Raw genomic sequence first — 25,836 nt, forward strand, 5'->3', positions numbered from 1 at the left:
CGCCTGCCATGTCTCCAAAACAGTTCTTCATGATCCTGCGCGCCCGCTGGCTGGTGTGGTTCGTCACGCTGGTGCTGGTGGTTTCGGTCACCACCTTGATCAACCTCACGACCGACAAGCAGTACACCGCCACTGCCGCTGTGGTGCTGGATGTGAAATCACCTGACCCAGTGAGCGGCATGGCGCTTGCCGGCCTGATGGCTCCAGGCTACATGGCAACTCAGGTCGACATCATCAAGAGCGACCGCGTAGCCAAGCAAGTCGTCAAATCACTCGGCCTGGACACCAACAGTGCGGCTCGGTCGCAATGGATGGAGGCAACAGAGGGCAAGGGCCAGCTGATTGACTGGCTCGCGAATCTGCTGAAGCGCAATGTCGACGTCAAGCCTTCGCGCGAAAGCAATGTCATCAGTATCGAATATGTTGGGGGCGATCCCAACTTTGCTGCCGCCATCGCCAACGCGTATGCACAGGCCTACATTGCCATCAACCTAGAGCTGCGTGTCACCCCCGCGCGCGAATATGCTGGCTTCTTTGAAGACCAGACTCGCAGCGCGCGCGAGCGGCTCGACCAGGCTCAGAAGGCGCTGTCCGACTACCAGCAGGCCAACGGCATCACCTCGGCCGACGAACGACTGGACTTCGAAACCACTCGCCTGAACGAAATCAGCGGTCAGCTCACCGGCATCCAGGCGGCGACCACCGACAGTCGCAGCAAACGCTCGCTCAGCGACACCGACTCCGTGGCCGAGGTCATGCAAAGCCCGCTGATCAATGGCCTGAAGGCCGATATCGCCCGCCTTGAAGCTCGCCTGACAGAGTCGAGCGTCAACCTCGGCAGGAACCACCCCCAAATCCAGCGCCAGGAGTCCGAGCTGGGCAGTCTGAAGCAGCAGCTCGAAACCGAGTTGCGCAAGATCACCAGGTCAATCGACACCAGCTACACCGTCAACCGCGAGCGCGAGATGCAGCTGCAGGCCGCCCTGGCCAGCCAGAAGCTGCGCGTGCTCGAGCTCAATCAGCGACGCGATCAGATCAAGGTTCTGCGCGGCGACATCGAAACGGCCCAGCGCGTGTTCGATTCGGTCAGCCTGCGAGCATCACAAAGCAATCTGGAAAGCCAGACCAGCCAAACCAACATCGCCATTCTCAATCCTGCTGTAGCACCCACCTTTGCTTCAGGCCCCAGGGTCAAGCTCAACATCGCCATCGCCGCGTTTCTCGGTGGTTTGCTGGGCGTGATGTTGGCACTTGCCCTGGAGTTCTCGAATCGGCGGGTGCGTTCCTCCAGCGATTTGGCAGAGCTTCGCAATCTGGTGTTGCTTGGCAGCATCAGCCCAGCAGGGGGGATGATGAAGCGACTTGAGGGGGCCCGCACATGAACGCCCCCGAGCGCGCCATGCCCCGAGGCACCATCGGCGAGATCCTGATCGAGCGAGGCTTGATCAAGCCAGAGGACGTCAAAACCATTCTCGAGCGCCAACGCATCTTTGAAGAGCCGTTCGGTGAAGCGGCGATCGCGCTCAAGTTGTTGAAGCGCCACGACCTTGATGCGGCCCTGACCAAGCAGTTCAACTACGGGTACGTGCTCGACGCCGACACCCGGCTTGATCCCGCGCTGGTCACGGCCTTTAAGCCCTTCTCTCGCACCTCGGAAGAGTTCCGGGCACTCAAAAGCCAGCTCATGCTGCGCTGGTTCAACGGTGACCCCCGGCGGCGCCTGTTGGCAGTCGTGAGCCAGCGTCCGCGAGACGGGCGCAGCTTTGTTGCTGCCAACCTGGCCGTGGTGTTTGCGCAGCAAGGTCAGCGCACCCTGCTGATCGACGCCGACTTGCGAAAACCCAGAATCGCGACCTGGTTCCACACCAATCACACCGCCGGGCTGACTGGCATTCTCAGCGGTCGCACTGGTCTGGAGGCTGTTCAAGGATTCAGCGCCTTGCCCGGACTGCGCGTATTACCCGCCGGTGCGACACCGCCAAACCCACAGGAGTTGGTGAGCATGCCCGCCTTTGGTCAAACGCTCGATCAGGTGCAAGAGCACTTCGATGTGGTCCTGATCGACACCCCGGCCGTCGACGGGGTGAGCGACGCCGAAATCATCGCGGCGCGGGCGGGTGCGGCCCTGATCGTCGTGCGCAAGCACCGGAGTCCTCTTCGGGGCGTGTCCGATGTTGCCGGCCGGCTGCAGGACACAGGCGTCGCCGTGGTCGGCACCATGCTCAACCACTACTGAGGGGATGATCGTGTTCGCGAACAGTCTGCCGAAGATGCACCAGCACCGCGAGTGGCAAGGTACCCAGAGCGGCGCCCACCGCGTCTGCCATCAGGTCTTCCACATCGGCCTGTCGACCTGCTGCCCAGAACTGCAACAGTTCGTCCGCCAGTCCAATGGCCATGGCGCCCAGGAACCCCACCGCAATCAATCTCGCACCGTCCCGGCCGCTGGCCAGGCCGATCGCGCAAGACAGCACAGCGTAAACCGCTGCGTGGGCCAGCTTGTCCCAGGGTGCCGACACCAGGTTCACCGCAATCGGCAGCGAGCCACCCGCCCACAACGCGACCACGCCTGCAACCGCCAAAGCGGCAGCTGGAACTTGCACTCGCACCGCACTCGGAAAGACTGAGTTGGACATGAACATCTCTTCTGCGCCGTTGCATGTTGCTCCACGATGGAGACAGCTTGTGCATTGGGCGCCCATTGTTATCGGGTTTATCGTCCTGTTTGGACCAACTCTTTACGACCTTTTCACCGGTACATGGACCAAAGACGAAAATTTCCATGGTCCTGTCGTGCTGGGGATATCGATCTGGCTGCTTTACCGTGGATGGGGCGCCATGGAAGCGGCCTCAGCAGGTCAGTCCGGAAGCCTTTGGGGCTGGCCAGTGGTCCTGCTGGGGATCGTGTTTTACGCGGTGGGCCGCTCTCAGATGATTGGGATTCTGGAGGTTGGATCAGCGATCTGGCTGCTTGCGGGTTCCATCCTCATCTTGCGCGGATGGAAAGCACTGAAATCCCAGTGGTTTGCGCTCTTCTTCATGCTGTTCATGGTGCCACTGCCCGCACAGGTGGTGGACCTCGTCACCATGCCGATGAAGATGGCGGTTTCGTACGTCGCCGAAAACATTCTGTATGCCGTCGGTTATCCGATCGGCCGCAACGGAGTCGTTCTGCAGATCGGGCAATACATGTTGCTGGTCGCGGATGCCTGCGCTGGACTTCACACCCTGCTCACGCTGGAAGCGCTGGGCCTGCTCTATTTGAATCTTGTCCGACGTGACTCGTTGTTTCGCAACCTCACCTTGGCCATTCTGATCGTACCGATCTCGTTTACCGCCAACGTCATCCGCGTGATCGCACTGAGTCTGATCACTTTCCATTTCGGGAACGAAGCCGGGCAAGGCTTCTTGCACGGATTTGCCGGCATGGTGCTGTTTCTCTCCGCCTTGCTCCTGATCATCAGCTTCGATACCTTTTTGCAATGGATCGAGGGCTTCAGAAGACGGCCAATTTCAACCGCTTTGGGTGGTTCCTCCAAGGAATCACCGAAGGTGGTCAACCAGGTCTGGCAGAGTCCTGCAGCCTTGAAATCGCTGGCCATCAGGCACCGTGCTCTGCTCTTGTTGATGGTTGGGTGCGCCGCTGTAGCGCATACGCTCAAGCCGACGACCAACCTGGCTGACGAACGCGCACCCATCGATCTGGCCACCATGATTCCATCGCAGTTCGGTACCTGGCGCGAACAGCTCAATCTGGCCGTACAGATCATTGATCCCGAGCTGCAAGTCACAGTCGACGAGATTTACACCGAGACCCTGACCCGCAACTACATCGATTCGCGCGGTTATCGCATCATGTTGTCGATCGCCTACGGGAAGAATCAAAGCGACAACCTGCAGTTGCACAAGCCCGAGGTTTGTTACCCCGCGCAGGGCTTCAAACTCGACAACCTGTACCGCACTTCCCTCGATCTTGCTGGCCAGAACATCACGGCCACCCGCATGGATGCGCACCTGGGCACACGCTTCGAACCGGTGACCTACTGGACCGTGGTTGGCGACCACATCACCACTGGCGGAATCAACAAAAAGATCACCGAGATGCGCTATGGCATGCGAGGCCGGATCCCCGACGGCATGTTGGTGCGTGTGTCGTCGATCGACCGCAACACCGAACTGGCGCACCAGATCCAGGCCGAATTCGCCGCCGCAATGATCGCGGCCATTGCTCCTGAACACCGGTCCCGCTTCGCAGGCCTGGACCCCGAACCCAATGCTCTGAGAACCACCACACCATGAAAAGAAAAGTCGCTCTCATCACCGGCGTGACCGGTCAGGACGGTGCGTATCTCGCCGAACTGCTGATCAAGAAGGACTACGAGGTGCACGGTATCAAGCGTCGCGCATCCTCCTTCAATACCGACCGGATCGATCACCTGTATCAGGATCCCCATGTATCGACGCGCCGCCTGATACTTCACTACGGCGACCTCACAGACAGCAGCAACCTCATCAGCATCATCGGAAAAGTACGCCCAGATGAGATCTACAACCTGGGCGCAATGAGCCATGTTGCGGTGAGCTTCGAGTGCCCTGAGTACACGGCCGATACAGATGCCCTGGGCACGCTGCGCATCCTGGAAGCGATCCGGATTCTGGGCCTCGAGAAAACCTGCCGCTTTTATCAAGCTTCGACCAGTGAGCTCTATGGCCTGGTGCAGGAATCGCCGCAGCGCGAAACCACGCCCTTCTATCCCCGCAGTCCTTACGCCGTGGCCAAGCTCTTTGCCTACTGGACCACGGTGAACTACCGGGAGGCCTACGGCATGTATGCATGCAACGGCATCCTGTTCAACCATGAGAGTCCCTTGCGTGGCGAGACCTTCGTCACCCGGAAGATTTCCAGGGCCGTCGCGCGCATTGGCCTGGGACTTCAGAACTGCCTCCATCTGGGCAACCTCAGCGCCTTGCGCGACTGGGGCCACGCTCGCGACTATGTCGAGATGCAGTGGATGATGCTGCAGCAGGAGACCCCGGAGGACTTCGTGATCGCCACTGGCGTGCAGCACAGCGTGCGTCAGTTTGTAGAGTTCGCCGCTGAGGAGATCGGTTTCTCGATTCGATGGATCGGCGAAGGGGTGGACGAAGCTGGTGTTGTCTCGGCCGTGCAGGGCGCCGATCTGCGGGTCCAGGAAGGTGATGTTGTGGTGCGGGTCGATCCGCGCTATTTCCGTCCGACCGAAGTCGAAACGCTGCTGGGTGACGCCACCAAGGCGCACACGAAACTGGGCTGGCGCCCAACCGTCACGTTCCCTGAACTTGTGCGCGAGATGGTTCAGGCCGACCACCGGGTTGCTCGCCGCGACCTCATCGTGAAGCTGGCGGGTTTGCCGGCCATCGCTTTCCAGGATTGAACCTTCATGAATCCCGATTCCAAGATTTTTGTCGCCGGACATCGAGGTCTTGCCGGCTCGGCCATCACTCGGTATCTCAAGGCAAACGGGTACCGCAACCTTGTGCTGCGCACTCGCCAGGAGCTCGACCTGAGCGACGCTCGCGCCACCGCAGCGTTTTTTCAGAGCGAGCGACCTGACTACGTATTCATGGCTGCGGCAAGGGTCGGCGGCATCCTCGCAAACCGCGATCTGCCGGCGGAGTTCATCCAGGAAAACCTGTTGATCCAGACACATGTGATCCACGAGGCATGGCGCAGCGGTGTGCGTCGCTTGCTGTTTCTTGGCTCCAGCTGCATCTACCCCCGGATGGCTCCCCAGCCCCTGAAAGAATCCAGCCTGTTCGGCGGTCCGCTGGAGTCCACGAACCGCGCCTACGCCATGGCGAAGATTGCAGGCATCGAAATGTGTTGGAGCTACAACCGACAGCATGGGGCCCGCTTCCTGGCCGCGATGCCGACCAACCTCTACGGCCCTGGTGACAACTACGACCTGCTGAGCAGCCACGTCATTCCCGCTCTGCTGCGCAAGTTCTGGGAGGCTCGGCGAGACGGTCAGCCCCACGTGACCGTCTGGGGCAGTGGCACGCCGCGTCGAGAGTTCATGTACAGCGATGACATGGCGGCGGCCTGCGTGTTTCTCATGAACCTGCCGGATCCCGAATTTGACCGGTTGCTTGGCAGCGACAGTGAGGAAGACTCCCCGCTCAACCCGCCCGTCGTCAACCTGGGTGTGGGCCACGACATCACCATTCGCGAACTCGCACAGACTATTTCGCGGGTGGTGGACTACCCCGGCACCATCGTCTTTGACCGCAGCAAGCCCGATGGCACACCGCGAAAGTTGATGGACGTGTCGCGCCTGACCGGACTCGGTTTCAAGGCCAATACTCCGCTGGAAGACGGCTTGCGGCTGGCGCTGGACCGGTCCGGATTGGTGACCTCAGCCACACTCGCATGAACGCCGGCCGGAAGCAACCCTGGTGGGCCAGTGCGGTGCTGCTCGCGGCTGCACTGGCCATAGGGTCCGAAGTGCTGACCCGCTGGGTGCTGGGTCTTGGCACGCCTCCTCTTTACGAGGCCGATGCCGGTTATGAATACCGCCTGCGCCCCGACCAGGACCTTTACCGCTTTGGCAACCACATTCTGGTCAACCGCTGGGGCATGCGCTCCGAAGATTTCGGCAAGACCAAGGCCAACCCCAGCGAACGCCGGATCATGGTGTTCGGCGATTCGGTGGTCAATGGCGGCAGCGAGATTGGCCACGAGGCTCTCGCCACCACCCAGCTGCGGCAGGAGCTTCAGACAACCCTGGCGCGCCCGGTCACGGTGGGCAACATCTCGGCAGGCAGTTGGGGGCCCGGCAACTGGTTGGCTTATGCCACCCGTTTCGGCTTCTTCCAGGCCGACCTGGTGATCCTCGTGGTGGGCAGCGGCGACGCGCGCGACAACCCGGCGTTTGCGCCCCTGACCATCAACCAGCCCACCCACAAGCCTGCACTGGCGCTGGAAGAAGCCGTGACGCGCTACCTGCCGCGCTACCTGCCCGAAAACCTGGCGCGGATGGTCAGCGGCCAGCCAGAGTCGCCACCTGCCAACCAAACCAGCGCACTGGCCTCAGGCCCAGACCCCATCGAGCAGGGGCTGGACGACTTGCGCCGTTTCCTCACCCTGGCGCGAAGCGAAGGCCGCCAGGTGGTGGTGCTGCACCACCCCGACCGCAGCGAGACCGAGACCGGACGCATGGCCGCCGGCCACGCCGAAATCGCCGCGCTGGTGGAAGGCATGGGCCTGCCCTGGATTGGCCTGCGCGACAGCTACCGCCAGACAGATCAACCGGTGTACCGCGACGCCGTGCACCTGAGCGCGGCGGGTCAGCGCACACTGGCCCGCGAGCTGTTGCGGGTGGTGACACCGCTGCTTTCCGCTGACGAGCCGGTGGCCAGCAGCAGGCGCGATTCCCGCAGGGATGTGGCATGACGCGCCTCTCGCTCAGGGTCCTCTACCTGGGCTCGCTGCGGGGGACCAGCCTCGACCGTGCGCAAGCGCTGCGCCGCATCGGCTGCACAGTGGACCACGTCGATCCGCGCGACCTGCTGCCCAGCACCCGCTGGGTGGACCGCGTCACCTGGCACATGGGCGGCCACTGGCTGGGCGGGATGCTGGCCAAGGCGCTGGACCGGCGCCTGGGCAGATCGCGCTACGACCTGTGTCACGTGGACGGCGGTGAGTGGATCACCCCGCCCATCATCGGCCGGCTGCGCCAGAACGTGCGCTGGATCGTCAACTACAACATCGACGACCCCACCGGCCCGCGAGACGGCCCGCGGTTTGCGGCCTATCGCCAGTCGGTGCCGCACTACGACCTGGTCACCGTGGTGCGCAACGAAAACCTGCCCGAGCTGAAGGCACTGGGTGCGCGCCGCACCCTGCGCGTGTTTCGCAGCGCAGACGAAATCAGCCACGCGCCCCGGTTCGTGAGCGAACACGACCGACTGGCCTGGAACACCGACGTGCTCTTTCTGGGCACCTGGTTCCCCGAACGTGGCCCCTTTCTGGCGGACCTGATCCGCCTGGGCGTGCCGCTCACCATCCGCGGCTCCAACTGGCACAAGGCGCCGGAGTGGTCGGTGCTCAAGCCCCACTGGGCGGGCGGCGCCATCTCGGGTGACGACTACGCGCTGGCCATCCAGTGCGCCCGGGTCAACCTGGGGCTGCTCTCGCGCGCCAACCGCGACCAGCACACCACCCGCTCGCTGGAGATTCCCGCCCTGGGTGCCCTGCTGTGCGCCGAGCGCACACCAGAGCACCAGGCCATGTACAAAGAATTTGAAGAAGCGCTGTTCTGGGACAGCCCGCAAGAATGCGCCGAAATGGTCGCCTTCGCGCTCAAGAACGAACCCAGGCGAAGCGCCATGGCCCGCGGCGGCCACCACCGCTACCTGCGCGACGGGCGTCGCAATGAAGTGGTCCTGAAGCACATCATCGAGACAACGATCGCCGGTGCCCAAGTCAACGATTCGTTGGTTGCAGCATGAATGCTGCACTCTCGTTGTCGGCCCACGACCTGACTACCCCACCACTGAACGTCGGGATCCTGAACCCTTCGTGGACGGTGCTTCGACACAACACCGATCAGGTCTGCGTCAACGACCTGGCGACCATGAACCCGCGCGCCACCGGGCTCATGCTTCAGTTTCTCGGCACGCCCTGGCAACAGCTCTGGGGCAATCTCGGCGTGGGCAGCCAACGGGTCTTCAAACGCTCTGTGCTTCCTGCCCTGACGCTGGAACCCGACGAGCGGAAGATCCAAGTCCTCTACCGCTATGGCCTGAAGGTGCCCGGCCTTGTTCTCTCGGATCGCAACAAGGTACCGCTGATGTCAACCGTGGGCTATCCCTGCCTTCGGCATGTGATGTCCCGGGGAGATCTCTACATGGAGGAAGAGGCCCAGCGCCTGGACCGGCACACCAGCGACAGCGCACTGATTCACTTTCATACCGATGCGATGCGGGAACAGTACCTGCTGCGCCGTCCGGCACAGGCGTCTCGCTGCCTCAGCATTCCGTTTTACCTTCCGCAGCTCGAATTCCTCAGCGAATCCGAAGTCCGGGCAAAGTTCGACGAACAGGAAACGCGTGTGCTCTTCGTCGGTGCCGACGGGTCGCGCAAGGGGCTTGAGGACCTTTGCCGTGCGCTCGACCTGAAGGCCAGGTGGCTGCACGCAAACGGCGTGCATGTGCACGTGGTGAGCCGCCATGCACCCAACTGCCAGCTCTTCAAGCACGTGAGCCACCAGGTCAGAGTGGGGCGCGATGCGGTGCAATCGCTCATGCGCCGATCGCACGTCTACTGCATGGTGCCGCGCCACGAATCCTTCGGTCTGGTCTATGTGGAAGCGATGGCAGCCGGGTGTGCCGTGATTGCCGACGATGACCTTCCGCGCCAGGAGATTCTGGACGGTGGGCGCTGCGGCAGACTGGTGCCCGCCCGTTCCCCCCTGGCCATTGCAGATGCCCTGAGCGGCCTCGTCCAGGATCGCGCAGGCGCGTTGTCCTTGGCGTTGTCGGGTCAGCGACGCGCAGCGCAACGATACGAGCCCTCGCGTGTGGCGGCAGCCTACGCTGGTACGTTTCGGCGCATGGCCGGCTGAGGTGGACTGACTGTGGGTGCAGCCGCGCGCGTGCTTTCGGGGAGCCTGGCCGCCTGGATGAAGATCGGGGTGATGGTCGCGACCCAGATCGCACTGGTGCCCGTGTTCCTGGCCCACTGGAGCGTGGAGCAGTATGGCTGCTGGCTGGTGATCCAGTCCATCGCCGCCTTTGCCAACATCTTCAGTGTTGCCCACCACAACTACGTCGGCAACGAGTTGCTCCGCGTCCCCGGGCGAAACCCCGGCGGCTTGGGTCGGCTGCTGTCGGCCGCCTTGCCCTTCAGCCTGGCCTTCGGCATCTTTGAGCTGTCGCTGCTCGCGGTGCTTGTGCTGGGTGGACACAGTGCATGGATCTTCGACCCTGATCAGCAGCTGAGCGCATCCTTGCTGGGCGAGGCGGCTCAGGCGCTCCTGCTGCTTTCCCTCGCAACCATGCTGTCGGTCTTCTCGACCGGCCTTTACGCCCGCGCCGCTTCTGCGCTCGGGCTCTTTCCCCGAACCGCCTGGTGGGGTGTGGGAATCACAGCGCTGCAGGCGCTGAGCTCTGCTCTGTTCGTGACCGCAGGCGCCGGCCTGTTCGAAACCGCCATGGGCATGGCCGGCACGACATTGGTCGTTTATGGGCTCTACCAATGGGACCTGCGTCGTCTCGTCCTCCATAACGAGGTGCGTCTGGCGCGCAGCGACCTTGCGCTGGGCTGGCACAACCTGAGGCTGTCATGGTTTCTGGGCCTGACCTACCTGCTGGTCCTGGTCCGCCAGCAGGGCGCGCGCATCCTGGTCAGTACCCAGCTCGGCGTGGCGCCGGCGGCGGACTTCAGCACCATGCGCACCGCCAGCAACGTGGCCATGCAGGGCATCGCCACCGTGGTAGACCCGGTTTTCCCCGAATTCATGGGGTTTCTGCGCGACCGCAGGCAGTCTGCGGTGGTGGGAACCATGGCGTTTGTCTGGCTGGTGGTGGTGTTCATTCTGGCACCTGTCCTGGTCATGCTGCAGCTCTTCGCCCCGTTTCTTTTCGAGATCTGGACCCACGGCAAGCTCAACTTCGACCCCGTCGTTTTTGCCCTGCTGTCGGCCACCCTGATGGTGTTTGCCATCGCTCGACCGGCCGACTCTGTCGTCCTGGGCAACAACCTGCTGCGGGTCCAGCTCGTCACATCGATGTCACTCGCTGTGCTTACCGTTGTCGGGATTGTGTGGCTCGATGGTCGGCACGGTTTGCGCGGGGTGGCCGCCACATTGCTGCTCGCCGAGGCGATCAGCGCCATCGTGTTGCTTAGAAGGGCCTTTCTGTGGATGCGATCCAACGGTCTGCAATGGCCCAGCCGAATGTTTTCCCTTGCGCTGACGCAGACATCCTTGTGCGCGTTGGCGGCTTTGCTGATCGCTGCTGAGCCTCACTGGCGGCTTCAAGTGTGCTTCTTCATGATCCTGTTCACCTGCGCGCTTTCTGTGTGCTTCTTCGCTCAGGTGCCCATGGACCAGCGCAACTGGCTGCGTCACAGAGTCGGACGCCACGTGCCCTTTCTGAACCTGAAAGGTGCTGCCAATGATTGACAGCGCAGACGCTCCTGCTGGCAACAGCATCGAGGATCAGGCCGTCACATCGCTGGGCTATGGCCGCCTGTTGATCCTGTGCCTCATGGCGTTGGCGACGCTGGCGCTCTTCAGCCAGTTGCTGATCGATTTCAACGCCATCAACGTAGGGGCCGCCTCCATCGCGTATGCGTCGTCCATGGCGGTTCTGCTTTATCTGCTGTGGACACCCGCGCTCAAGACCCATCCGCTGTCCACCTTCATCGTCTTCGGGTTCTGCTTCACCACCCAGCTTGGCGCTCTGCTCGGGCAGTCGGCCTACGCCACCTCGCTGACGGACAACCTGCGCCAGCCGCTGGAAACCTTTGCCACCCTGGCGGGCTTCCAGGCGCTGGCGCTGCTGGCGCACGTGTTCTACCGTTGGGTGCTCAATCCGGCGGGGGCATCTGCACGCTCGCTGCCCAGACTGTTGCTGGACAAACTGGGGGTCTACGACACACCGAGCACCGGCGTGCTCTGGTTCATGGGCTATGTGGGTCTGGTTGCTTTCATTCTGGGAGCGGGTCGAGAAGGCGCCTTCGGCAAGATCATGCAGGGCCTGAGCTTCATGGCCTGGGCGCCGTTCCTGATCCCGATCTACATGGCGCAGCTCGGGGACGCCTATGCGCGCGTGGGCCGGCAACTGCCGTTTCTGCTGCTGTTCTCCACGCTGGTGGTGCTGCTCGGTCTGGCGGCCAATGCGCGCATCGTCATGCTCTCGGGCTTCATCACGATCGTGCTGTTTTCCCTGCTCAGTGTGTTGCGCAGCGAGCAACCGGTGAAGGCGCGGCGGGTGTGGCAGGTGGGCGGCGTGGCGCTGGTGCTGGGAGCGCTGGCCATTCCCATGAGCGATCTGGCCACCGCCATGGTGGTGGCGCGCAAGGTGCGCGGCAACGTGTCTGCACCCGAGATGGTTCAAGAAACACTGCGCCACTTCCGCAGCCCCGAGACGCTGGCCGAACAGCGCGAGACACAGGCGATTGCCACTTCGCGCCGCTACGACGAGCACTACTTCGACAACCCGCTGCTGGCGCGACTGGTGGAGACCAAGTTCCAGGACAACGCGCTGTACTTTGCCTCCACGCTGTCCAGCGGCGACGTTCGCCAGCTCGCGCAGGTGAGCGTGGACCAGGTATGGGCCATCCTGCCCGACCCGGTGCTCTCCGCGCTGGGGGTGGGCGTGAACAAACGGGATCTCAACTTCTCTATGGGCGACTACCTCAGCCACCTGAGCCAGGGCGGTCCGCTGGGCAGCCGGCGCACCGGCTCGATGCTGGCGCAGGGGCTGGCGATGTTTGGGGCGGGCTTCATAGCCTTGCACCTGCTCATGTGCCTGATCGCGTTTGCCCTGATCGACCTGCAGGCGAAGCGAGACCGTCAGGGCGCGGTGGTGCTCTCCGCGGTGGGCATGCTGGCGATCTGGAAGCTTTTCCAGTACGGCGTGGCCGCAGAGTCGCTGCACGCCTGGGTCGGTCTGCTGCTGCGCGGGTTACCGCAAAACATCGTGCTGTTCCTGCTGGTGGCTCTCGTGGCGCGCGCGCTGGGCAGCCTCTTTGGGCCAGGTCGCTCGCGCGAGGCTTCAGCGCCACTACAAAACGCCGTTGGCTGACCATGCGCATCGTCCTCTTCGCCCACCCCAGCTTCATGACCTCTCAGAGCATGCCGCGATTCGCCGCCATGCTGCAGCAGGCCTACACCACCCTGGGCCACGAGGTGCAGGTGTGGTCACCCCAGGCACGGGTGCGCGCCCTGATGCCTAGCGGTCCGCTGGCGAAATGGGTCGGCTACGTGGACCAGTACCTGCTGTTTCCGATCTGGCTTCGCCGGCGGCTCAGGCAGCAACCCGCCGACACCTTGTTTGTGATGACCGACCAGGCCCAGGGCCCCTGGGTTCCGCATGTGCTGCCCAGGCCCGTTGTGGTGCACACCCACGACCTGCTGGCGTTGCGCTCGGCGCTCGGCGAGATTCCGGAAAACCCGACCGGCTGGTCTGGGCGGCTGTACCAGCGCTACATTCGCCGCGGTTTCTCGCAGGCGCAGCACTTCATCTGCATCTCCAAACGCACGCGCTCGGATCTGCTGCGCCTGTCCAGCGTGGCGCCGCACAGCGCCGCTGTGGTCTACAACGGCCTGAACCAGCGGTTTGTGCCCATGCCCCGCGCCGAGGCTTGCAGGGTACTCGCCGCGCACGGCTTGACTGCGCCCCCCAGTGGCTGGCTGCTGCATTTGAGTGGTGGCCAGTGGTACAAAAACGTGCCCGGCGTGATCCGCCTGTACGCCCACTTTGCCCGGGAACAGGAGTTGCCACCGCCGCTGTGGCTGGTGGGCGTGAAACCCACCGAGGCGGTGCGGGCCGCAATGGCCGAGCTGCCGCCGCAGGCGGTGGTGCAGTTTCACTATGGCCTGCCACACGACGCCCTGCAGGCCGCCTACGCCGGCGCGCTGGCCTTTCTCTTCCCCAGCCACGCGGAAGGCTTTGGCTGGCCCATCGTCGAGGCGCAGGCCTGCGGTTGCCCGGTGGTCACCACCGATGACGCACCCATGAACGAAATTGGCGGGCCAGAGACCACGTACCTGCCCCGCCTACAACGCGGGGAAGACCCGAAGCGGTGGGCCGCGCAGGCGGCGGCTCGCCTGGCCGATTTGCTGGAGCGCACACCCAGCGAAGACCTGCGGCGGCGCCTGGCCTGTGTGGCCTGGGCTCAACGCTTCTCGGCCGAGCAGGCGATCTCAGGCTACCTGCGGCTTTACGAGCAGGCCCTTCAGGGCCAGTTCGCCGCATCCACCACTCCGCTGACCAGGCAAGCCTCGTGAGACCCGTTCGATGAAATTCCTTCACGTGATTCCCACCGTTGATCCTCGTGGAGGCGGCCCCATGGAAGGCGTGCGTCAGCGCGGGTTGCGGCTGCAGGAAATGGGTCACTCGGTGGAGCTGGTCACGCTGGACGACCCTGCAGCGCCCTGGGTAGCGGCCTACCCGCTGAAGGTGCATGCGCTCGGCCCCACCCGCGGCACCTACCGGTATTGCAGACAACTCACGCCCTGGCTGCTTCAGCATGCGAGCGGGTACGACCTGGTCGTCGTCAACGGGCTGTGGCAGTACCACGGCCTGGGCGCCTGGCGGGCGCTGCGCCAGCTGCAGCAGCCCTACGTGGTGTTCACACACGGCATGCTCGATCCCTGGTTCAAGCACACCTACCCGCTCAAGCACCTGAAGAAGTGGTTGTACTGGCCTTGGGCGGAATACCGAGTGCTGCGCGACGCGGCGGCGGTGCTGTTCACCAGCGAAGACGAGCGTCTGCTGGCGCGCGAATCTTTCTGGCTCTACCGCGCCCGGGAAAAGGTGGTGGCCTACGGCACCAGCAACCCGCCGGACGACCGCGCTGGCCTGTCTGCGCGCTTTCTGGAGCAGCACCCCCAACTCAAAGGCCAGCGCATCCTGCTGTTTCTGAGCCGCATCCAGGAGAAAAAAGGCTGCGACCTGCTGATCGCCGCGTTTGCCGACCACCTGGCGCAGCCCGGTGCCGACTCGCGCCTGCAACTCGTGATGGCCGGACCCGACCAGAGTGGCTGGGTGGCCGCGCTGAAAGCACAGGCCGAGCGCCGCGGCGTGGCCCAACGCATCCACTGGCCCGGCATGTTGCAAGGCGATGCGAAGTGGGGTGCGTTCTACGCTGCCGAGGCCTTCGTGCTGCCGTCTCACCAGGAGAATTTCGGGATCGCCGTGGCCGAGGCGCTGGGCTGCGGTCTGCCCGTTCTGATTTCCGACAAGGTGAACATCTGGCGCGAAATCGAGGGCGATCACGCCGGTTTCGTGGCGCCAGACACACTGGAGGGGACCCGTGCGACCCTGGACCGCTGGCTGAACGCCAGCCCTGGCCTGCGCACACACATGGCGCAACAGGCCAGGAAGAGTTTTGAACGGCGCTTCACGGTCGACGCCATGGCGCATTCGCTGCTGGAGGTAGCTGATCGGCTCAGCCGAGCCCCCGCACCGAAGATCAGTCCCGCGGAGTCCATGGGATGAATGCGCGCAGCAACTCGGTTGGACAGATCCGTTCCGTTTCCGCTTGGGCAACGGAGAACTGGCGATTCTTCCGCATGCGAGTGGCGGGGCTGACCAACCAGCGCGCCGCAATGCAAGCGTTGTTGGCCGAATTAGACGGATACGCAGCAACCTACAAGGAGGTAACGGGACGATCCATGCGAGATGCCACCATCTTTGAAATCGGATACGGCGCAAGGCCCTTGAGGTTGCTGGCACTTACCTCGCAAGGATTGAACGCATACGGCATTGACCTTGACACGCCAATGCTCACGACTTCTCTTGGAAACCTCGTTCAGATCAGGCGGTCAAATGGCTGGTTGCGGTTCGGCAAGAGCGCGATCCGAAGCCTGATTTTCGATCGCCACGAGAGACGGGCCCTGGATGCTGCCCTCGGCGCAAGAGGCGCGAAGTTGGTGGTCAAGTCGGAGCGGTTCCTGGTGGGAGATGTGGTCAATCTTCAATTGCCTGAAGGTTCTGTTGACCTCTTTTATTCAGAGGACGTCTTTGAACACATTCCCTTGACTTCGATGGATGCGGTGTGCGCAAGTCTTGCTCAGGCTCTTTCAGAGAACGGTGTTGCGCTGATTTCCCCCGTCGTGTTTACGGGACTTAGCGGCGGTCATCTGCCTGAGTGGTACCCCCATACGCTCCAGAAGACTCAGAGTCGACACTCCAAGCCTTGGGAACACCTGCGAGATCGACGGTACACAGCCGATTGCCATCTCAACGAGATGCGGCTTTCCGACTTTGAAGCCCTGTTCGCACGTCATTTCGCGGTGGAAGCCATACGCAACCTCCAGCCTGACCATGGACGGGCTTTCCTCTCGGACGAAATCCGCAATGAACTCCACTCATACAGCCACGAGGAGCTGCTTGGCTACAAATGGTGCTTCGTCTTGCGGCGCCGACCGCACACACCATGATCCTGCAAGGTGTCGATCCCACAACGCAAGCCTCGTTTTCTCTGGGTAACCGGCTTGCCCGGCTCGTCTGGGGATGGGTCTGGCTGTTGCTGTTCCGACCCAGCCCCCGACCGATGCACGCCTGGCGATGTGCGCTGCTTCGGCTCTTTGGTGCCCGCCTGGGTGAGCACGTTCACGTGTATCCCGGCGTCCGAATCTGGGCGCCATGGCAGCTGATCATTGGCTCGCGAGTGGGCGTGGCCGACGGAGTGATCCTCTACAACATGGCGCCGATCCGCGTCGGCGACAACTGCACCATTTCGCAGGGAGCCCACCTCTGCGCGGGCAGCCACGACATCGCCTCACCTCACTTCCAGCTGGTGGCCAGACCGATCGCACTGGCCGACAACGTGTGGATCTGTGCCGAGGCCTTCGTTGGTCCGGGCGTGCACATCGCGAGTGGTTGCGTGGTGGGAGCCCGCGCGGTGGTGATGACCGATATCGAAGCACCTTGGAGCGTGTGGTCGGGTAACCCGGCCAAGTTGCGCAAGCAGCGCCAACTCAGGGAGGCCAGGTGATCGAGATCTCTGTGCTGATCCTCACGAGAAACGAACAGCAGGACTTGCCTGGCTGTCTGCGCAGCGTGGCCTGGTGCGACGATGTGCACGTGCTGGACTCGTTGAGCACCGATCGCACGGTATTCATCGCAGAAGCAGCTGGCGCGCGCGTCACGCAGCGCGCGTTTGACGGCTACGCCAGCCAACGAAACGCTGGTCTTAAGCTCCCGTTTCGCCACGAGTGGGTTCTGATCGTCGACGCCGACGAACGCATTCCAGCTGATCTGACTGCCGAGCTCAGGCAGTGGGTTGCAAATGCTCAACCCGAGCTGTCGGCGGCGCGAATGCGGCGGCGCGACATCTGGTGGGGCCGCTGGCTGAAGTATTCGCAAATCTCGCCTTACTTCGTTCGCCTGGTGCGCCGAGGTCGCGTCCACTATGAGCGAGAGATCAACGAGGTGCTGGTGGTGGATGGCCCCATCGCCGATCTGACGCAGGCGTTTGATCACTACCCGTTCTCCAAAGGCATCGACCATTGGCTGAACAAGCACAACGCCTACTCGCGGATGGAAGCCGACTTGATCCTGTCGGGATCCATCATCCGGCCATCTCTGAAGACAGCGCTCTTCAACCGCGACTTCAACGAGCGCCGCGTCCACCAGAAGGCGCTCTTCTACCGACTTCCAGCCCGTCCGCTGATCAAGCTGTTTTACATGCTGCTGTGGCGTCGCGGTCTGCTCGACGGCGTAGCAGGGCTGCGGTACGCACTGCTGCAGGCCATCTACGAATACATGATCGTGCTCAAGGTCAAGGAGCGCGAGCAGCAGGCGGACTCCGCCCCCATCGATCCGATTGTCCCTACAAGTTCACGGCCACATTCACCATGAAGATCCTGATCTGCAGCGCCAACTTCGCGCCTGAACCAGTAGGCATCGGCAAGTACTCAGGTGAAATGGCTGAATGGCTGGCGGCGCAGGGCCACCAGGTTCGGGTGGTGGCCGCGCCTCCCTATTACCCAGCGTGGAAGCTGGACCCAGCCTACCGATGGCCGCCCTACCGGCGCGAAAACTGGCGTGGCGTGGACGTGTGGCGCGCCCCGTTGTGGGTGCCAGCCAGGCCCGGAGGGGCGAAACGGGTGCTGCACCTGCTCACTTTTGCTGCGTCTTCCCTGCCGTTGATGTTGCGCCAAGTGTTGTGGAGACCAGATGTAGTGCTCACAGTGGCCCCAGCCCTGGTTTGCGCGCCTGCCGGCTGGCTCTCGGCGCGCTTGAGCGGCGCTGTTGCGTGGTTGCACGTGCAGGACTTCGAGCTCGATGTGGCCCTGCAGATGGGACTGCTCAAGGGTGAGCGCCTGGCAAGCGTGGCCAGGCGGATGGAGTCGTGGCTGCTGCGGCGCTTCGACGTTGTCTCAACCATTTCCACGCGCATGCAGCAGCATTTGGCGAGCAAGCGCGTGCCAGCCGCTCGCACGTTCCTGTTCGCGAACTGGGTCGATGTAAAAGCCATCCGGCCTCTCACTGCGCCCAGCAGCTACCGCGCCGAGCTGGGCCTGGGGGACGGCGTGCAGGTGGTGCTGTTTTCGGGCACGCTGAGCGCCAAACAGGGGCTTTCCATCGTGCCAGAGGCGGCGCGCCTGATGGCGGCGCGAAGTGATGTGCTGTTTGTGGTTTGCGGAAACGGCGCGATGCAGGCTGACATGGAAGCCGCGGCCAGGGAGCTTCCCAATTTGCGTCTGCTGCCGCTGCAACCCCTGGAGCGCCTGGGTGACCTGCTCGGTCTGGCGGCAGTGCATCTGCTGCCGCAAAGTGTGGAAGCAGAGGATCTGGTGCTTCCCTCGAAGCTGACGGGTATGCTGGCAAGTGGCCGCCCGGTGGTGGCGACCTGCCGTCCTGGCACCGAGCTTGCGGAGGTGGTGAGCCAGTGCGGCCGGGTTGTTCCACCCGGTGACGCACGGGCGCTTGCGGGAGCGCTCAGCGATCTGCTCGCAGCGCCCGAAGAAGCCAAGGCGCTTGGAGCGCTGGCACGCAGCTACGCCGAGAAACACCTGACCCTCGATGCCGTGCTGGGCAGCCTGGTCAACCGCATGACGGCGCGGGTTGCTCGCCGCGAGGAGGTCATGCCTTGACTGAAGGGCCGGACACTGCAGGGCCGCGGCCAGAGGAAGTGGTGATCTTTCAGCCCGAGTTCGTCGAGTTCGGAGGAGAAGAGCGGGTGATTTTGGCGCTGTCGGAGGGGTTGCACGCAGCCGATCTGCCCCACCGGGTGGTGTGTTACCGCGACCACATCGACCTTGCACAGCATGCGCGCGAGCCTTTGCAGGTTCATGCACTCAACCCGGCAGGCTCCAGCTCGTCCAAGGTCAGGGCTTTGCGCGGTCTGCTGCTGGACCTGCGGGCCATGGGTGCGCCAGTACCCATGCTGTTCAACATCCAGTCGGCCTTGCACGCAGGCGCAGCCCGGCTCGCGGGCGGTCTGCGCTACCACCTGCGCATTCCTGACACTTACAGCCTGCTCAGCCCTTCTGCCGAACACCAGGTTCTCAACGGTGGGCTGGCCCGGTGGACACGCGAAACCCTGACGGGCAACGGCGTGCGGGGCGCACTGGATTTCTTCACCAACACGTCCGCCCTTGCCAACGAGATGGAGCAACTCTATGGCCGACGCGCTGAGGTGCTCTACCTGGGCGGATTTGGCGAGGGCGCCTCGCCGCCGCCGCAGCGCGACGCCAGCCGCGTGCACCTTCTTAGCGTGTCGCGGCTGCAGAAGAGCAAACGGGTGGACTGGATGTTGCGGGCGCTGGCCGGTCTTCGGGCCGACTCTGACACACTACCCTGGCAACTCCATATAGTGGGAAATGGACCGGAGCGGGATGCACTGGAACAGCTGAGCCGCACACTTGAGCTCGGCGAGTGGGTGGTTTTCCACGGTTTCGTGGACGACCTCACCCTCAAGGGGCTCTACAACCTGGCTCACCTTTTTCTCATGCCGGCAAGACAGGGCTACGGCTTGCCAGCCATTGAGGCACTGCACCATCACTGCGCGGTGGTCATGAACACTGAATCGGGGGTCGCCGAGGTGCTGCAGGGCAGCCCCTGGGTCGGGATTGCCGAGCCTGGTGAGCAGGCCTTCGGTGCCTGCCTGAAAGCGATGCTGATTCGCACAAGTCAGCCCAGCTTCTTTGACCAGAAGCTACCGAGGCTACCCAGCATGGAAGCCTGGGCAAGCCAGCTCATTGATCGGGCCGGCTGGTGAAGGGGAGCAGGCACCGATCCACTATGCACCCAATGCCAAACCGACCATGACACAACACACGCTCCACGAGTCCGTCACACCTTGCACGCTGGGCAAGCTCATCGATCGCCGTGTCGCCAACTGGATCGGGGCGCGTTCGCGCCAGCTTCAGCAAGAGAGGGGCTACCGCATGGCGGTCTTCGCCAACGATCTGATCGGTATCAACATCAACCAGTTTGGCGTTTACGAATCTGAGGAGCTGAACCTGCTGTTCGAGTTTCTGGAGCCTCTGCGGTCAATATTTGCTGCTGGCCTTGCGCTCGACATTGGCGCCAACGTCGGGAATCACGCCAGAGTCTTTGCGCAGCGCTTTCTGTCGGTGGAAGCCTTTGAGCCCAATCCGCCAACGCTTGAACTGCTGCGCATCAATACCCGGGGCGCGCCCAACGTAACGGTGCACGGCCACGGTCTGGGTGACCGCCCCGGCACCTTCGACCTAATGGAAGACCCCGGCAACATGGGTGGCTCTTCCATGGCAGCGGCGGCTGTCCCTGGCACACCTGCGGTCCGCGTCAGGGTGGAGCGGCTGGACGATATGGATCTGAATACTGCCCGCTTGTGTTTTGCGAAAATCGACGTGGAGGGGTTCGAGCCTGCGGTGTTGAGGGGCGCGGAGCGCACTTTGCGCGAGGCTCAACCGCTGATCGTGATGGAGCAGCACACACGGGAGTTTGTCGGGGGCAGCAGCCCGGCCATCGACTTTCTCCTGGCGCTGGGCTACCAATTCTGCTGGCAACAGGTTTCGGCGGCGCGCGGCCCGCGCTGGGTGCGCAGGGTGATCCGGCTCTGGAGCCTGCTGGTAGGGGAGCAGCGCCGCATCGTTTGTGCCGAGCAGGTGCCTCCGGGTCACTACTCGATGCTGATCGCCGTGCCCCCGCGCTTCAGCAGGGTGCTCGGCCTCAAGTGAGACGTCAGGGTTTGAACGGCACGTTGGGTGGCAGGGCAGCTTCTGTGCCTAGAGGGTTCGCCTTCGGGGAGGCAGCGGTGGGTCGCTGAGCGGCGAGTGCCTCTTCGATCCAGTGCCGGTGGCTGGCCAGCACCACGCCACCTGCACCTCGGTTCCGTCCGATGCGCAGTTCGAAGGTATTGATGCCTGCAAGGTGCCATTCGCCATCTTCGAACACGAAGGCTGCACTGCCTGAGTCGCCACTGACGAGCGAAGCCTCGCGCCCGGCACCCAGGCTGCCATTGGCTGGATGGGCTGGACCGAGCGCGTTGCTGCCGAGGTCGGGGCCATCGAAGTCGAACAGGTAGGTGGCCTTCTGCCCCTGGCTGCCGGTGAATACGGCATCTACCCGGTTGACGCCTGAAGTGATCAGCGTGGTGCTGCCGCCGTGGCTGACCAGGGTCACAAGGCGACCGGTGATCGGCCCCGTCCACACTGGGGCCGCACGAAGAACCGCCGGTACTTCTTTCGCCAGTCTCACCACTGCGATATCGGCATGAACCGTCGGATCGCCGGGAAATTTATCGCTGGCTTTTCCCGTGTAGGCAGGGTTCACCCATATCCACTGCGCGGGCACCACCAGTGCTCCAGCAAGCGGCGTGCGAAACACCACCTTTTCTGGGGCTGAGCCAGCGACCACGTGGGCCGCCGTGAGCACATGCTGAGGACCAATCAATACGGCACTGAACAACTTGCCATCAACCGACAAGCTGCCGACCAGCGGCATGTCGGCCGTGGGCTCAGCAGGACCCCGACCGCCCTCAAGCGCATGTGCCTGGGTGATCGCGAGACAGACAGCCCAACAGGCTCCCGCCCAGCGAAGCACCAATCGAGCTGCTGTGACGCAAAAACTATCCATTCGGACCATGTCGAACCCCTGCAGACAAGCGTTTCCAACACACTGAGCCAAGACTAACCGTCCAGAATGTTGGGAACATGACGCAACCGCCGAAGGCCCAGTGGGCACTCGGTCAAGCGATCAGCAAGGGTGCTTTCGATCTTTTAACTTTTCCGGGTCTTTGAGGCTCGGCCTTCCTTGGAGAACATCAATGAAAAAGCTTTCGATTTTGGCCAAAGCCTGCCTGCTGGCCGCAGGAATTTCCGCGGTGGGAATTGCGAACGCCGCGCAGCTGAACACCAGTGGAGGTTCCACCTTGGACCTGACCGCGCTCAGCGACCGATTTGATCCCAGCTGGCTGGGCAGCATTGGCGACTACGCCAGCCGCTTTGACCTCACCTCGGTGCTGCGCGGCGCGACTTTGCAGGCCAGCGCACCCGGCAACCTGAATTTCACCCTCGTGGGCTTTGAGGCGGGATTCAACAACGCCTTCACCGCTGGCGGCCAACGCCTGGACAACCGAACCGGAGCCACGCCTTTGCTGGGCGCCAGCTTCAGCTTGGCCAGCGCTGCGGCCGGTTCGATCAACTACGGTTTTCTGTCCAACGGCGTCGGAGCATTGTTCGGCAACGGCAGCAACAGCACCGGCTTGATCCTCTCGAACGATCGCACCGAAGCGCTGGTGCTGTTCAACGATACCTACATTGATCGTGACTACGACGACATGGTCGTGCGTGTCTCGATCTCCCCGGTGCCCGAACCCGAGACAATCGCCATGCTGCTCGCCGGCCTGGGCGTGCTCGGTGCAGCCGTGCGGCGCAAGAAGCAACGCCAGGCGCTCACCAACAGCCTGGTCTGAACGGAAATGCTGCGTCGGGCTGTACACGGGTGGGTGGGTCGCTGACCAGATCAGACCGCCGCCTTGGTGGCCAGTTTGCGTCGAGAAACAGCGCCGGCCACCATGCCAAGACCCGCCAGCAACATGGCAATGGTCTCAGGTTCGGGCACGGCCGAAACGGTGATGTTGTCCACCCGCAGCTCGGTGTTGCCGACATAGTCGCCAATGTCGAGCACACCAATGGCCACGTTGGCCAAGCCGCCGGTTGCGAACTGGTAGCTGAAGGCGCCCATCCCGACGGTAGCCATTGGATCGAGCACGGAAATAACGTTGCCATTGACCGACACAAAACCAACGTCGGCTGGGAATCCGGGTGTGGCAGGCTGCTGAGTGAGCAGGCTGAACCAGAAGTTGAAGTTGATCGCATCACCAGCCATCACGCTGAACGTCTGGCGCATCACAGAGCCCTCGAAGGCTGGACCACCGATATCCAGCCCAAAAGGTGCGACACCTGCAAAGGGTTCAATGAGAGAGATGTCAGCGGCGGAAACACCTGACTTGTTGTCGAGGCCTTCCTCTGCGTTGGGATCCAAAGGATCGAAGAAGGCAGTGGTCAGCACGGCACGCGGGTTACCTCCTGCAAACAACCCTACCGACACGTCACCCAGCGTATCCCAACCGGTCAGGCCGGAGTCAAATGTGCCGTTCTGAAAAGTGGTGCTTTGTGCGAAGCTGGGCGCTGACCCTAGGCTAAGTACAGCAGCGGCCAAAGCGATGGCGTGCAGTTTTTTCATGATGGACCTTTTCGTGAGTGAATGAAATCAGGGAGGTTGTTGAAACGTGTACGGGTTGGATCACTGCACCAGCGCGACCGGGTCTACGAGGTCGCGACCGGCCTGGAGTTGACGGGCCGTCAGCCCCTTGAGCGTGACAAACGGGCGCGGTACGGCAGGGCCGGCTGATCCGTCGGGATCAATCTCCAAAATGGCACCGCCCAAGGTGTCGACGAAACGCACGTGACCGGTGGCAGCGCCGTTGCCGACGATGCCCAGACCGGCCAGGACAACGGTGAGATCCAGCTTGTCGGCGTAAGGCGTGAAATCGGTGATGGTGTCGCCGGCATCGCGCAGACTGGTGAAGCGGAACTGGTCACCGCCTGCGCCACCCGTGAGCAGATCTGCGCCAGGGCCACCCGAGATCACATCGTCGCCAGCGGTTCCGCTCAGTGTGTCGCGCCGCGAGGTCCCGTTGATCACCAGGCCCGGCGTGGGCTGTGCAATCGCCAGATCGATCAGACGCCCGTGGCGGTCAAAGGCGTTTTCGCTGCCGTACATGTTGGGTGTGATTTCGTCGCCGTCCACTGCGCTGATGCGCTGCAGGCCGCCGATCGACTTGGATGCCTTGATGAAGTTGGCCAGCGCTTCCTGGTAGGTGATCGAATTGACGGTGTTGTTGAACACCACGTTGTTGAAGGCGAAGGGGTAGCCATCGCCACCGTTGGCGGTGAAGTCGATGGTGGCGAATGAGAAGGTTCGGGGCGACACCACGGCACCGTTGTCGACCAGCACCGTTCCGTCGTCGAGCACGATTCGACGCACACGGTCTCCGGTGCCCACCGAAGAGGACACAGCCGCGCTGGCGCGCGCGGTGCGCGTGGTGTCGTAAACCACCGTCATTCCTGCGATCTGCGCAAAGCGGCCCTGCGCCGAACCGCCCGCGGTCGAAGCGGCTACCGAGTGCTCCAGCAAGTCCTTGAGCTGGGTGGCGTTCATCACCGGCGCGGTCTTGACCAGATTGGTGAAGGGCAGAACGTTGAAGGTGTCCCCGGTGGTGACGCTGCCGGCAGCCACGCTCACCCGAACACCGCCGCCGTTCTGGATGGCCACGTCTGCACCGCCAGCGAAGCGCATGGCGTCGGCCACCAGGTTGCCAAGGTTGGTCTCGGCGTTGCGTACCCCCGTCGGGAAGGTGCATGGCGTGGGCGAGCAGGTGTTGCCTCGCTCCCCGTTGAGCAGCACGGCGCTGGTGCCGATGAGCTCGGCATTGAGCGCAGCGATGAAGGCAGACACCGGAGTGATCACAGCGGCCTCCAAAGCTGGATCGCCGTCCACCCGGTCAGCATCCGCCAGGGCACCGCTGACGCGGATCATTCTGGTGTCACCCACACTGGTGACTGCTCCGGTGGTGTCGTCGAGGTTGAGGTTGATCTCGCCCACGTACCGATTGCCGAAATGGCCGGTCACCAGAGGCACAGCCCTGCCGCTGCCGTCATTGGCAATGAACGGGTGGGCGGCGAACGAAGGCGCGACGCCGCCATTGATCAGCAGGTCATCGCTGTCGGTCATGAGCTCATGGCCGCCACCGGAAATCACCAGATCCACACCGGTGAGTCCTGGAATCATGACGTTGCGCTCATTGGCCGCGTTCTGCAGGTGGCTCATCACGATCACTGCGCCAACGCCTTGGTTGTTGCGCAGATCGTCAATTTCGGCCTGGATCAAGGGCAGCAGCGCTTGGAGGTTCTGAAGTTCGCTGTTGCCGGCACTCCAGTTTCTCATGATGCCTGCTGGCGGAGATGAGATGCTGGGAAGCAGCGGCGTCGTCACACCAATGACAGCCACGTTCTTTCCCCCAGCCGTGGTGAACACCTTGGACGCGCCAATCTTGCCGGTGGCCGCCAGGGCAGCCAGCTCAGGCGTGACGCTGAAGTCAAGATTGACCGAAAGGTAGGTGCTGCCAGAGACATCGGCAAAGCGAGCGGCCACGGGACCGGTGTTGTCGAGATCGAATTCGTGGTTGCCAAAAGTGGTGGCATCGATGCCGATCGACCGCGAGGCGATGGCATCGTAGAAGTCCTGCCCGCCATCGGGTGCGGCTGTGCCCAAATTCACAAAGCTGGAGGTCAGGCGCGGTCCGGGGAGGAAGGAGTCACCCGCGTTGAGTGTGAGCACGGTTCGCCCTGCGGCTGCAGCCGCTGCCTTGCGGCCTTGTACGACGGTGGCCAGTCGATCGACACCGCCGTAAAAGGAGATGGCCTGTGCCGAGGAATCGCGCAGGTTGCCCTGGGCCGACAGCAGCCACGACTCCTGGTCACCGATGTGGAGCACGGTCACGGTCTCGGCCCAGAGCGCCTGAGGTGAGAGCGAAAACAAGGCCATGGAGACGGCGGCAACCGATACCTTGTGACGCCAGTGCTTGTGGATCATGAACATGTGAGGTACTCCGAAACTGAG

23 protein-coding genes are annotated in these 25,836 nt (G+C 63.0%); 19 read left to right on the plus strand and 4 right to left on the minus strand.

All coding sequences use genetic code 11. The features are described from left to right. The first annotated feature begins 8 nt into the window (after positions 1-8). Together epsF and QUV25_RS02910 are read left to right on the plus strand one after the other, a co-directional pair. A complete protein-coding gene (gene epsF / locus QUV25_RS02905) occupies positions 9-1,382 on the plus strand; it encodes a chain length determinant protein EpsF (RefSeq protein ID WP_300861165.1) in 1,374 nt (457 codons plus the stop codon). Continuing rightward, positions 1,379-2,236: a polysaccharide biosynthesis tyrosine autokinase gene (locus QUV25_RS02910; protein ID WP_300861166.1), complete on the plus strand. Its 858-nt coding sequence runs from the start codon at positions 1,379-1,381 to the stop codon at positions 2,234-2,236. Before epsF ends, QUV25_RS02910 begins: the two co-directional genes overlap by 4 nt. Here QUV25_RS02910 and QUV25_RS02915 read toward each other — a convergent pair. After that, complete coding sequence (locus tag QUV25_RS02915; RefSeq protein ID WP_300861167.1) at positions 2,223-2,636, minus strand: VanZ family protein; 414 nt, start codon at positions 2,634-2,636, stop codon at positions 2,223-2,225. The genes QUV25_RS02910 and QUV25_RS02915 overlap by 14 nt on opposite strands. Here QUV25_RS02915 and xrtB point away from each other — a divergent pair. Genes xrtB through QUV25_RS02995 form a run of 16 tightly spaced genes read left to right on the plus strand, consistent with a single transcriptional unit; the run spans position 2,635 to position 20,888 of the window. After that, positions 2,635-4,299, plus strand: coding sequence for an exosortase B (xrtB, locus tag QUV25_RS02920; protein ID WP_300861169.1), 1,665 nt, complete (start codon positions 2,635-2,637; stop codon positions 4,297-4,299). The two genes, QUV25_RS02915 and xrtB, sit on opposite strands and share 2 nt — an antisense overlap. After that, entirely contained in the window at positions 4,296-5,414 is a 1,119-nt protein-coding gene (gmd, locus tag QUV25_RS02925; protein ID WP_300861171.1) for a GDP-mannose 4,6-dehydratase, read from the plus strand. Before xrtB ends, gmd begins: the two co-directional genes overlap by 4 nt. A 6-nt stretch (positions 5,415-5,420) precedes the next feature. After that, positions 5,421-6,413 (plus strand): GDP-L-fucose synthase, encoded by a 993-nt coding sequence (locus QUV25_RS02930; protein WP_300861172.1) that lies wholly within the window; start codon positions 5,421-5,423, stop codon positions 6,411-6,413. Continuing rightward, a complete protein-coding gene (locus tag QUV25_RS02935) occupies positions 6,410-7,432 on the plus strand; it encodes a hypothetical protein (protein WP_300861174.1) in 1,023 nt (340 codons plus the stop codon). The genes QUV25_RS02930 and QUV25_RS02935 overlap by 4 nt, the downstream gene beginning before the upstream one ends. Next, positions 7,429-8,490, plus strand: coding sequence for a glycosyltransferase (locus QUV25_RS02940; protein ID WP_300861175.1), 1,062 nt, complete (start codon positions 7,429-7,431; stop codon positions 8,488-8,490). Before QUV25_RS02935 ends, QUV25_RS02940 begins: the two co-directional genes overlap by 4 nt. Next, a complete protein-coding gene (locus QUV25_RS02945) occupies positions 8,487-9,605 on the plus strand; it encodes a glycosyltransferase (protein ID WP_300861177.1) in 1,119 nt (372 codons plus the stop codon). Before QUV25_RS02940 ends, QUV25_RS02945 begins: the two co-directional genes overlap by 4 nt. Positions 9,606-9,617: 12 nt before the next feature. Beyond that, positions 9,618-11,165: a hypothetical protein gene (locus tag QUV25_RS02950; RefSeq protein WP_300861178.1), complete on the plus strand. Its 1,548-nt coding sequence runs from the start codon at positions 9,618-9,620 to the stop codon at positions 11,163-11,165. Next, positions 11,158-12,792 carry a hypothetical protein gene (locus tag QUV25_RS02955; protein ID WP_300861179.1) on the plus strand — a complete coding sequence of 545 codons (1,635 nt, stop codon included), beginning with the start codon at positions 11,158-11,160 and terminating at the stop codon, positions 12,790-12,792. The genes QUV25_RS02950 and QUV25_RS02955 overlap by 8 nt, the downstream gene beginning before the upstream one ends. Positions 12,793-12,794: 2 nt before the next feature. Further along, on the plus strand, positions 12,795-13,997 hold the full coding sequence (locus tag QUV25_RS02960) for a glycosyltransferase (RefSeq protein WP_300861180.1): 1,203 nt from the start codon (positions 12,795-12,797) through the stop codon (positions 13,995-13,997). 10 nt (positions 13,998-14,007) lie between these two features. Next, on the plus strand, positions 14,008-15,210 hold the full coding sequence (locus QUV25_RS02965; RefSeq protein ID WP_300861181.1) for a glycosyltransferase: 1,203 nt from the start codon (positions 14,008-14,010) through the stop codon (positions 15,208-15,210). Beyond that, a complete protein-coding gene (locus QUV25_RS02970) occupies positions 15,207-16,154 on the plus strand; it encodes a class I SAM-dependent methyltransferase (RefSeq protein ID WP_300861183.1) in 948 nt (315 codons plus the stop codon). Before QUV25_RS02965 ends, QUV25_RS02970 begins: the two co-directional genes overlap by 4 nt. Further along, on the plus strand, positions 16,151-16,711 hold the full coding sequence (locus QUV25_RS02975; protein WP_300861185.1) for a putative colanic acid biosynthesis acetyltransferase: 561 nt from the start codon (positions 16,151-16,153) through the stop codon (positions 16,709-16,711). Before QUV25_RS02970 ends, QUV25_RS02975 begins: the two co-directional genes overlap by 4 nt. After that, positions 16,708-17,577, plus strand: a complete 870-nt coding sequence (locus QUV25_RS02980) for a glycosyltransferase family 2 protein (RefSeq protein WP_300861186.1) — start codon at positions 16,708-16,710, stop codon at positions 17,575-17,577. Before QUV25_RS02975 ends, QUV25_RS02980 begins: the two co-directional genes overlap by 4 nt. Further along, positions 17,574-18,815: a glycosyltransferase WbuB gene (locus tag QUV25_RS02985; RefSeq protein ID WP_300861187.1), complete on the plus strand. Its 1,242-nt coding sequence runs from the start codon at positions 17,574-17,576 to the stop codon at positions 18,813-18,815. The genes QUV25_RS02980 and QUV25_RS02985 overlap by 4 nt, the downstream gene beginning before the upstream one ends. Continuing rightward, positions 18,812-19,942: a glycosyltransferase family 4 protein gene (locus QUV25_RS02990; protein ID WP_300861188.1), complete on the plus strand. Its 1,131-nt coding sequence runs from the start codon at positions 18,812-18,814 to the stop codon at positions 19,940-19,942. Before QUV25_RS02985 ends, QUV25_RS02990 begins: the two co-directional genes overlap by 4 nt. 46 nt (positions 19,943-19,988) lie before the next feature. Continuing rightward, entirely contained in the window at positions 19,989-20,888 is a 900-nt protein-coding gene (locus tag QUV25_RS02995; RefSeq protein WP_300861189.1) for an FkbM family methyltransferase, read from the plus strand. Positions 20,889-20,892: 4 nt separating this feature from the next. Here the strand turns inward: QUV25_RS02995 and QUV25_RS03000 are convergent, their stop codons facing one another. Further along, positions 20,893-21,654 (minus strand): trypsin-like serine protease, encoded by a 762-nt coding sequence (locus tag QUV25_RS03000; protein WP_300861191.1) that lies wholly within the window; start codon positions 21,652-21,654, stop codon positions 20,893-20,895. 322 nt (positions 21,655-21,976) lie between these two features. On the opposite strand from QUV25_RS03000, the gene QUV25_RS03005 reads away from it, so the two are divergent. Beyond that, positions 21,977-22,624: a PEP-CTERM sorting domain-containing protein gene (locus QUV25_RS03005; protein WP_300861193.1), complete on the plus strand. Its 648-nt coding sequence runs from the start codon at positions 21,977-21,979 to the stop codon at positions 22,622-22,624. Between the two features lie 50 nt (positions 22,625-22,674). Here QUV25_RS03005 and QUV25_RS03010 read toward each other — a convergent pair whose 3' ends face one another. Next, positions 22,675-23,397 (minus strand): PEP-CTERM sorting domain-containing protein, encoded by a 723-nt coding sequence (locus QUV25_RS03010; RefSeq protein WP_300861195.1) that lies wholly within the window; start codon positions 23,395-23,397, stop codon positions 22,675-22,677. A gap of 60 nt (positions 23,398-23,457) precedes the next feature. Further along, positions 23,458-25,815 carry a 5'-nucleotidase C-terminal domain-containing protein gene (locus QUV25_RS03015; RefSeq protein ID WP_300861196.1) on the minus strand — a complete coding sequence of 786 codons (2,358 nt, stop codon included), beginning with the start codon at positions 25,813-25,815 and terminating at the stop codon, positions 23,458-23,460. Between the last annotated feature and the right edge of the window lie 21 nt (positions 25,816-25,836).

This window comes from Hydrogenophaga sp., from assembly GCF_030373245.1.
GTDB lineage: Bacteria > Pseudomonadota > Gammaproteobacteria > Burkholderiales > Burkholderiaceae_C > Hydrogenophaga.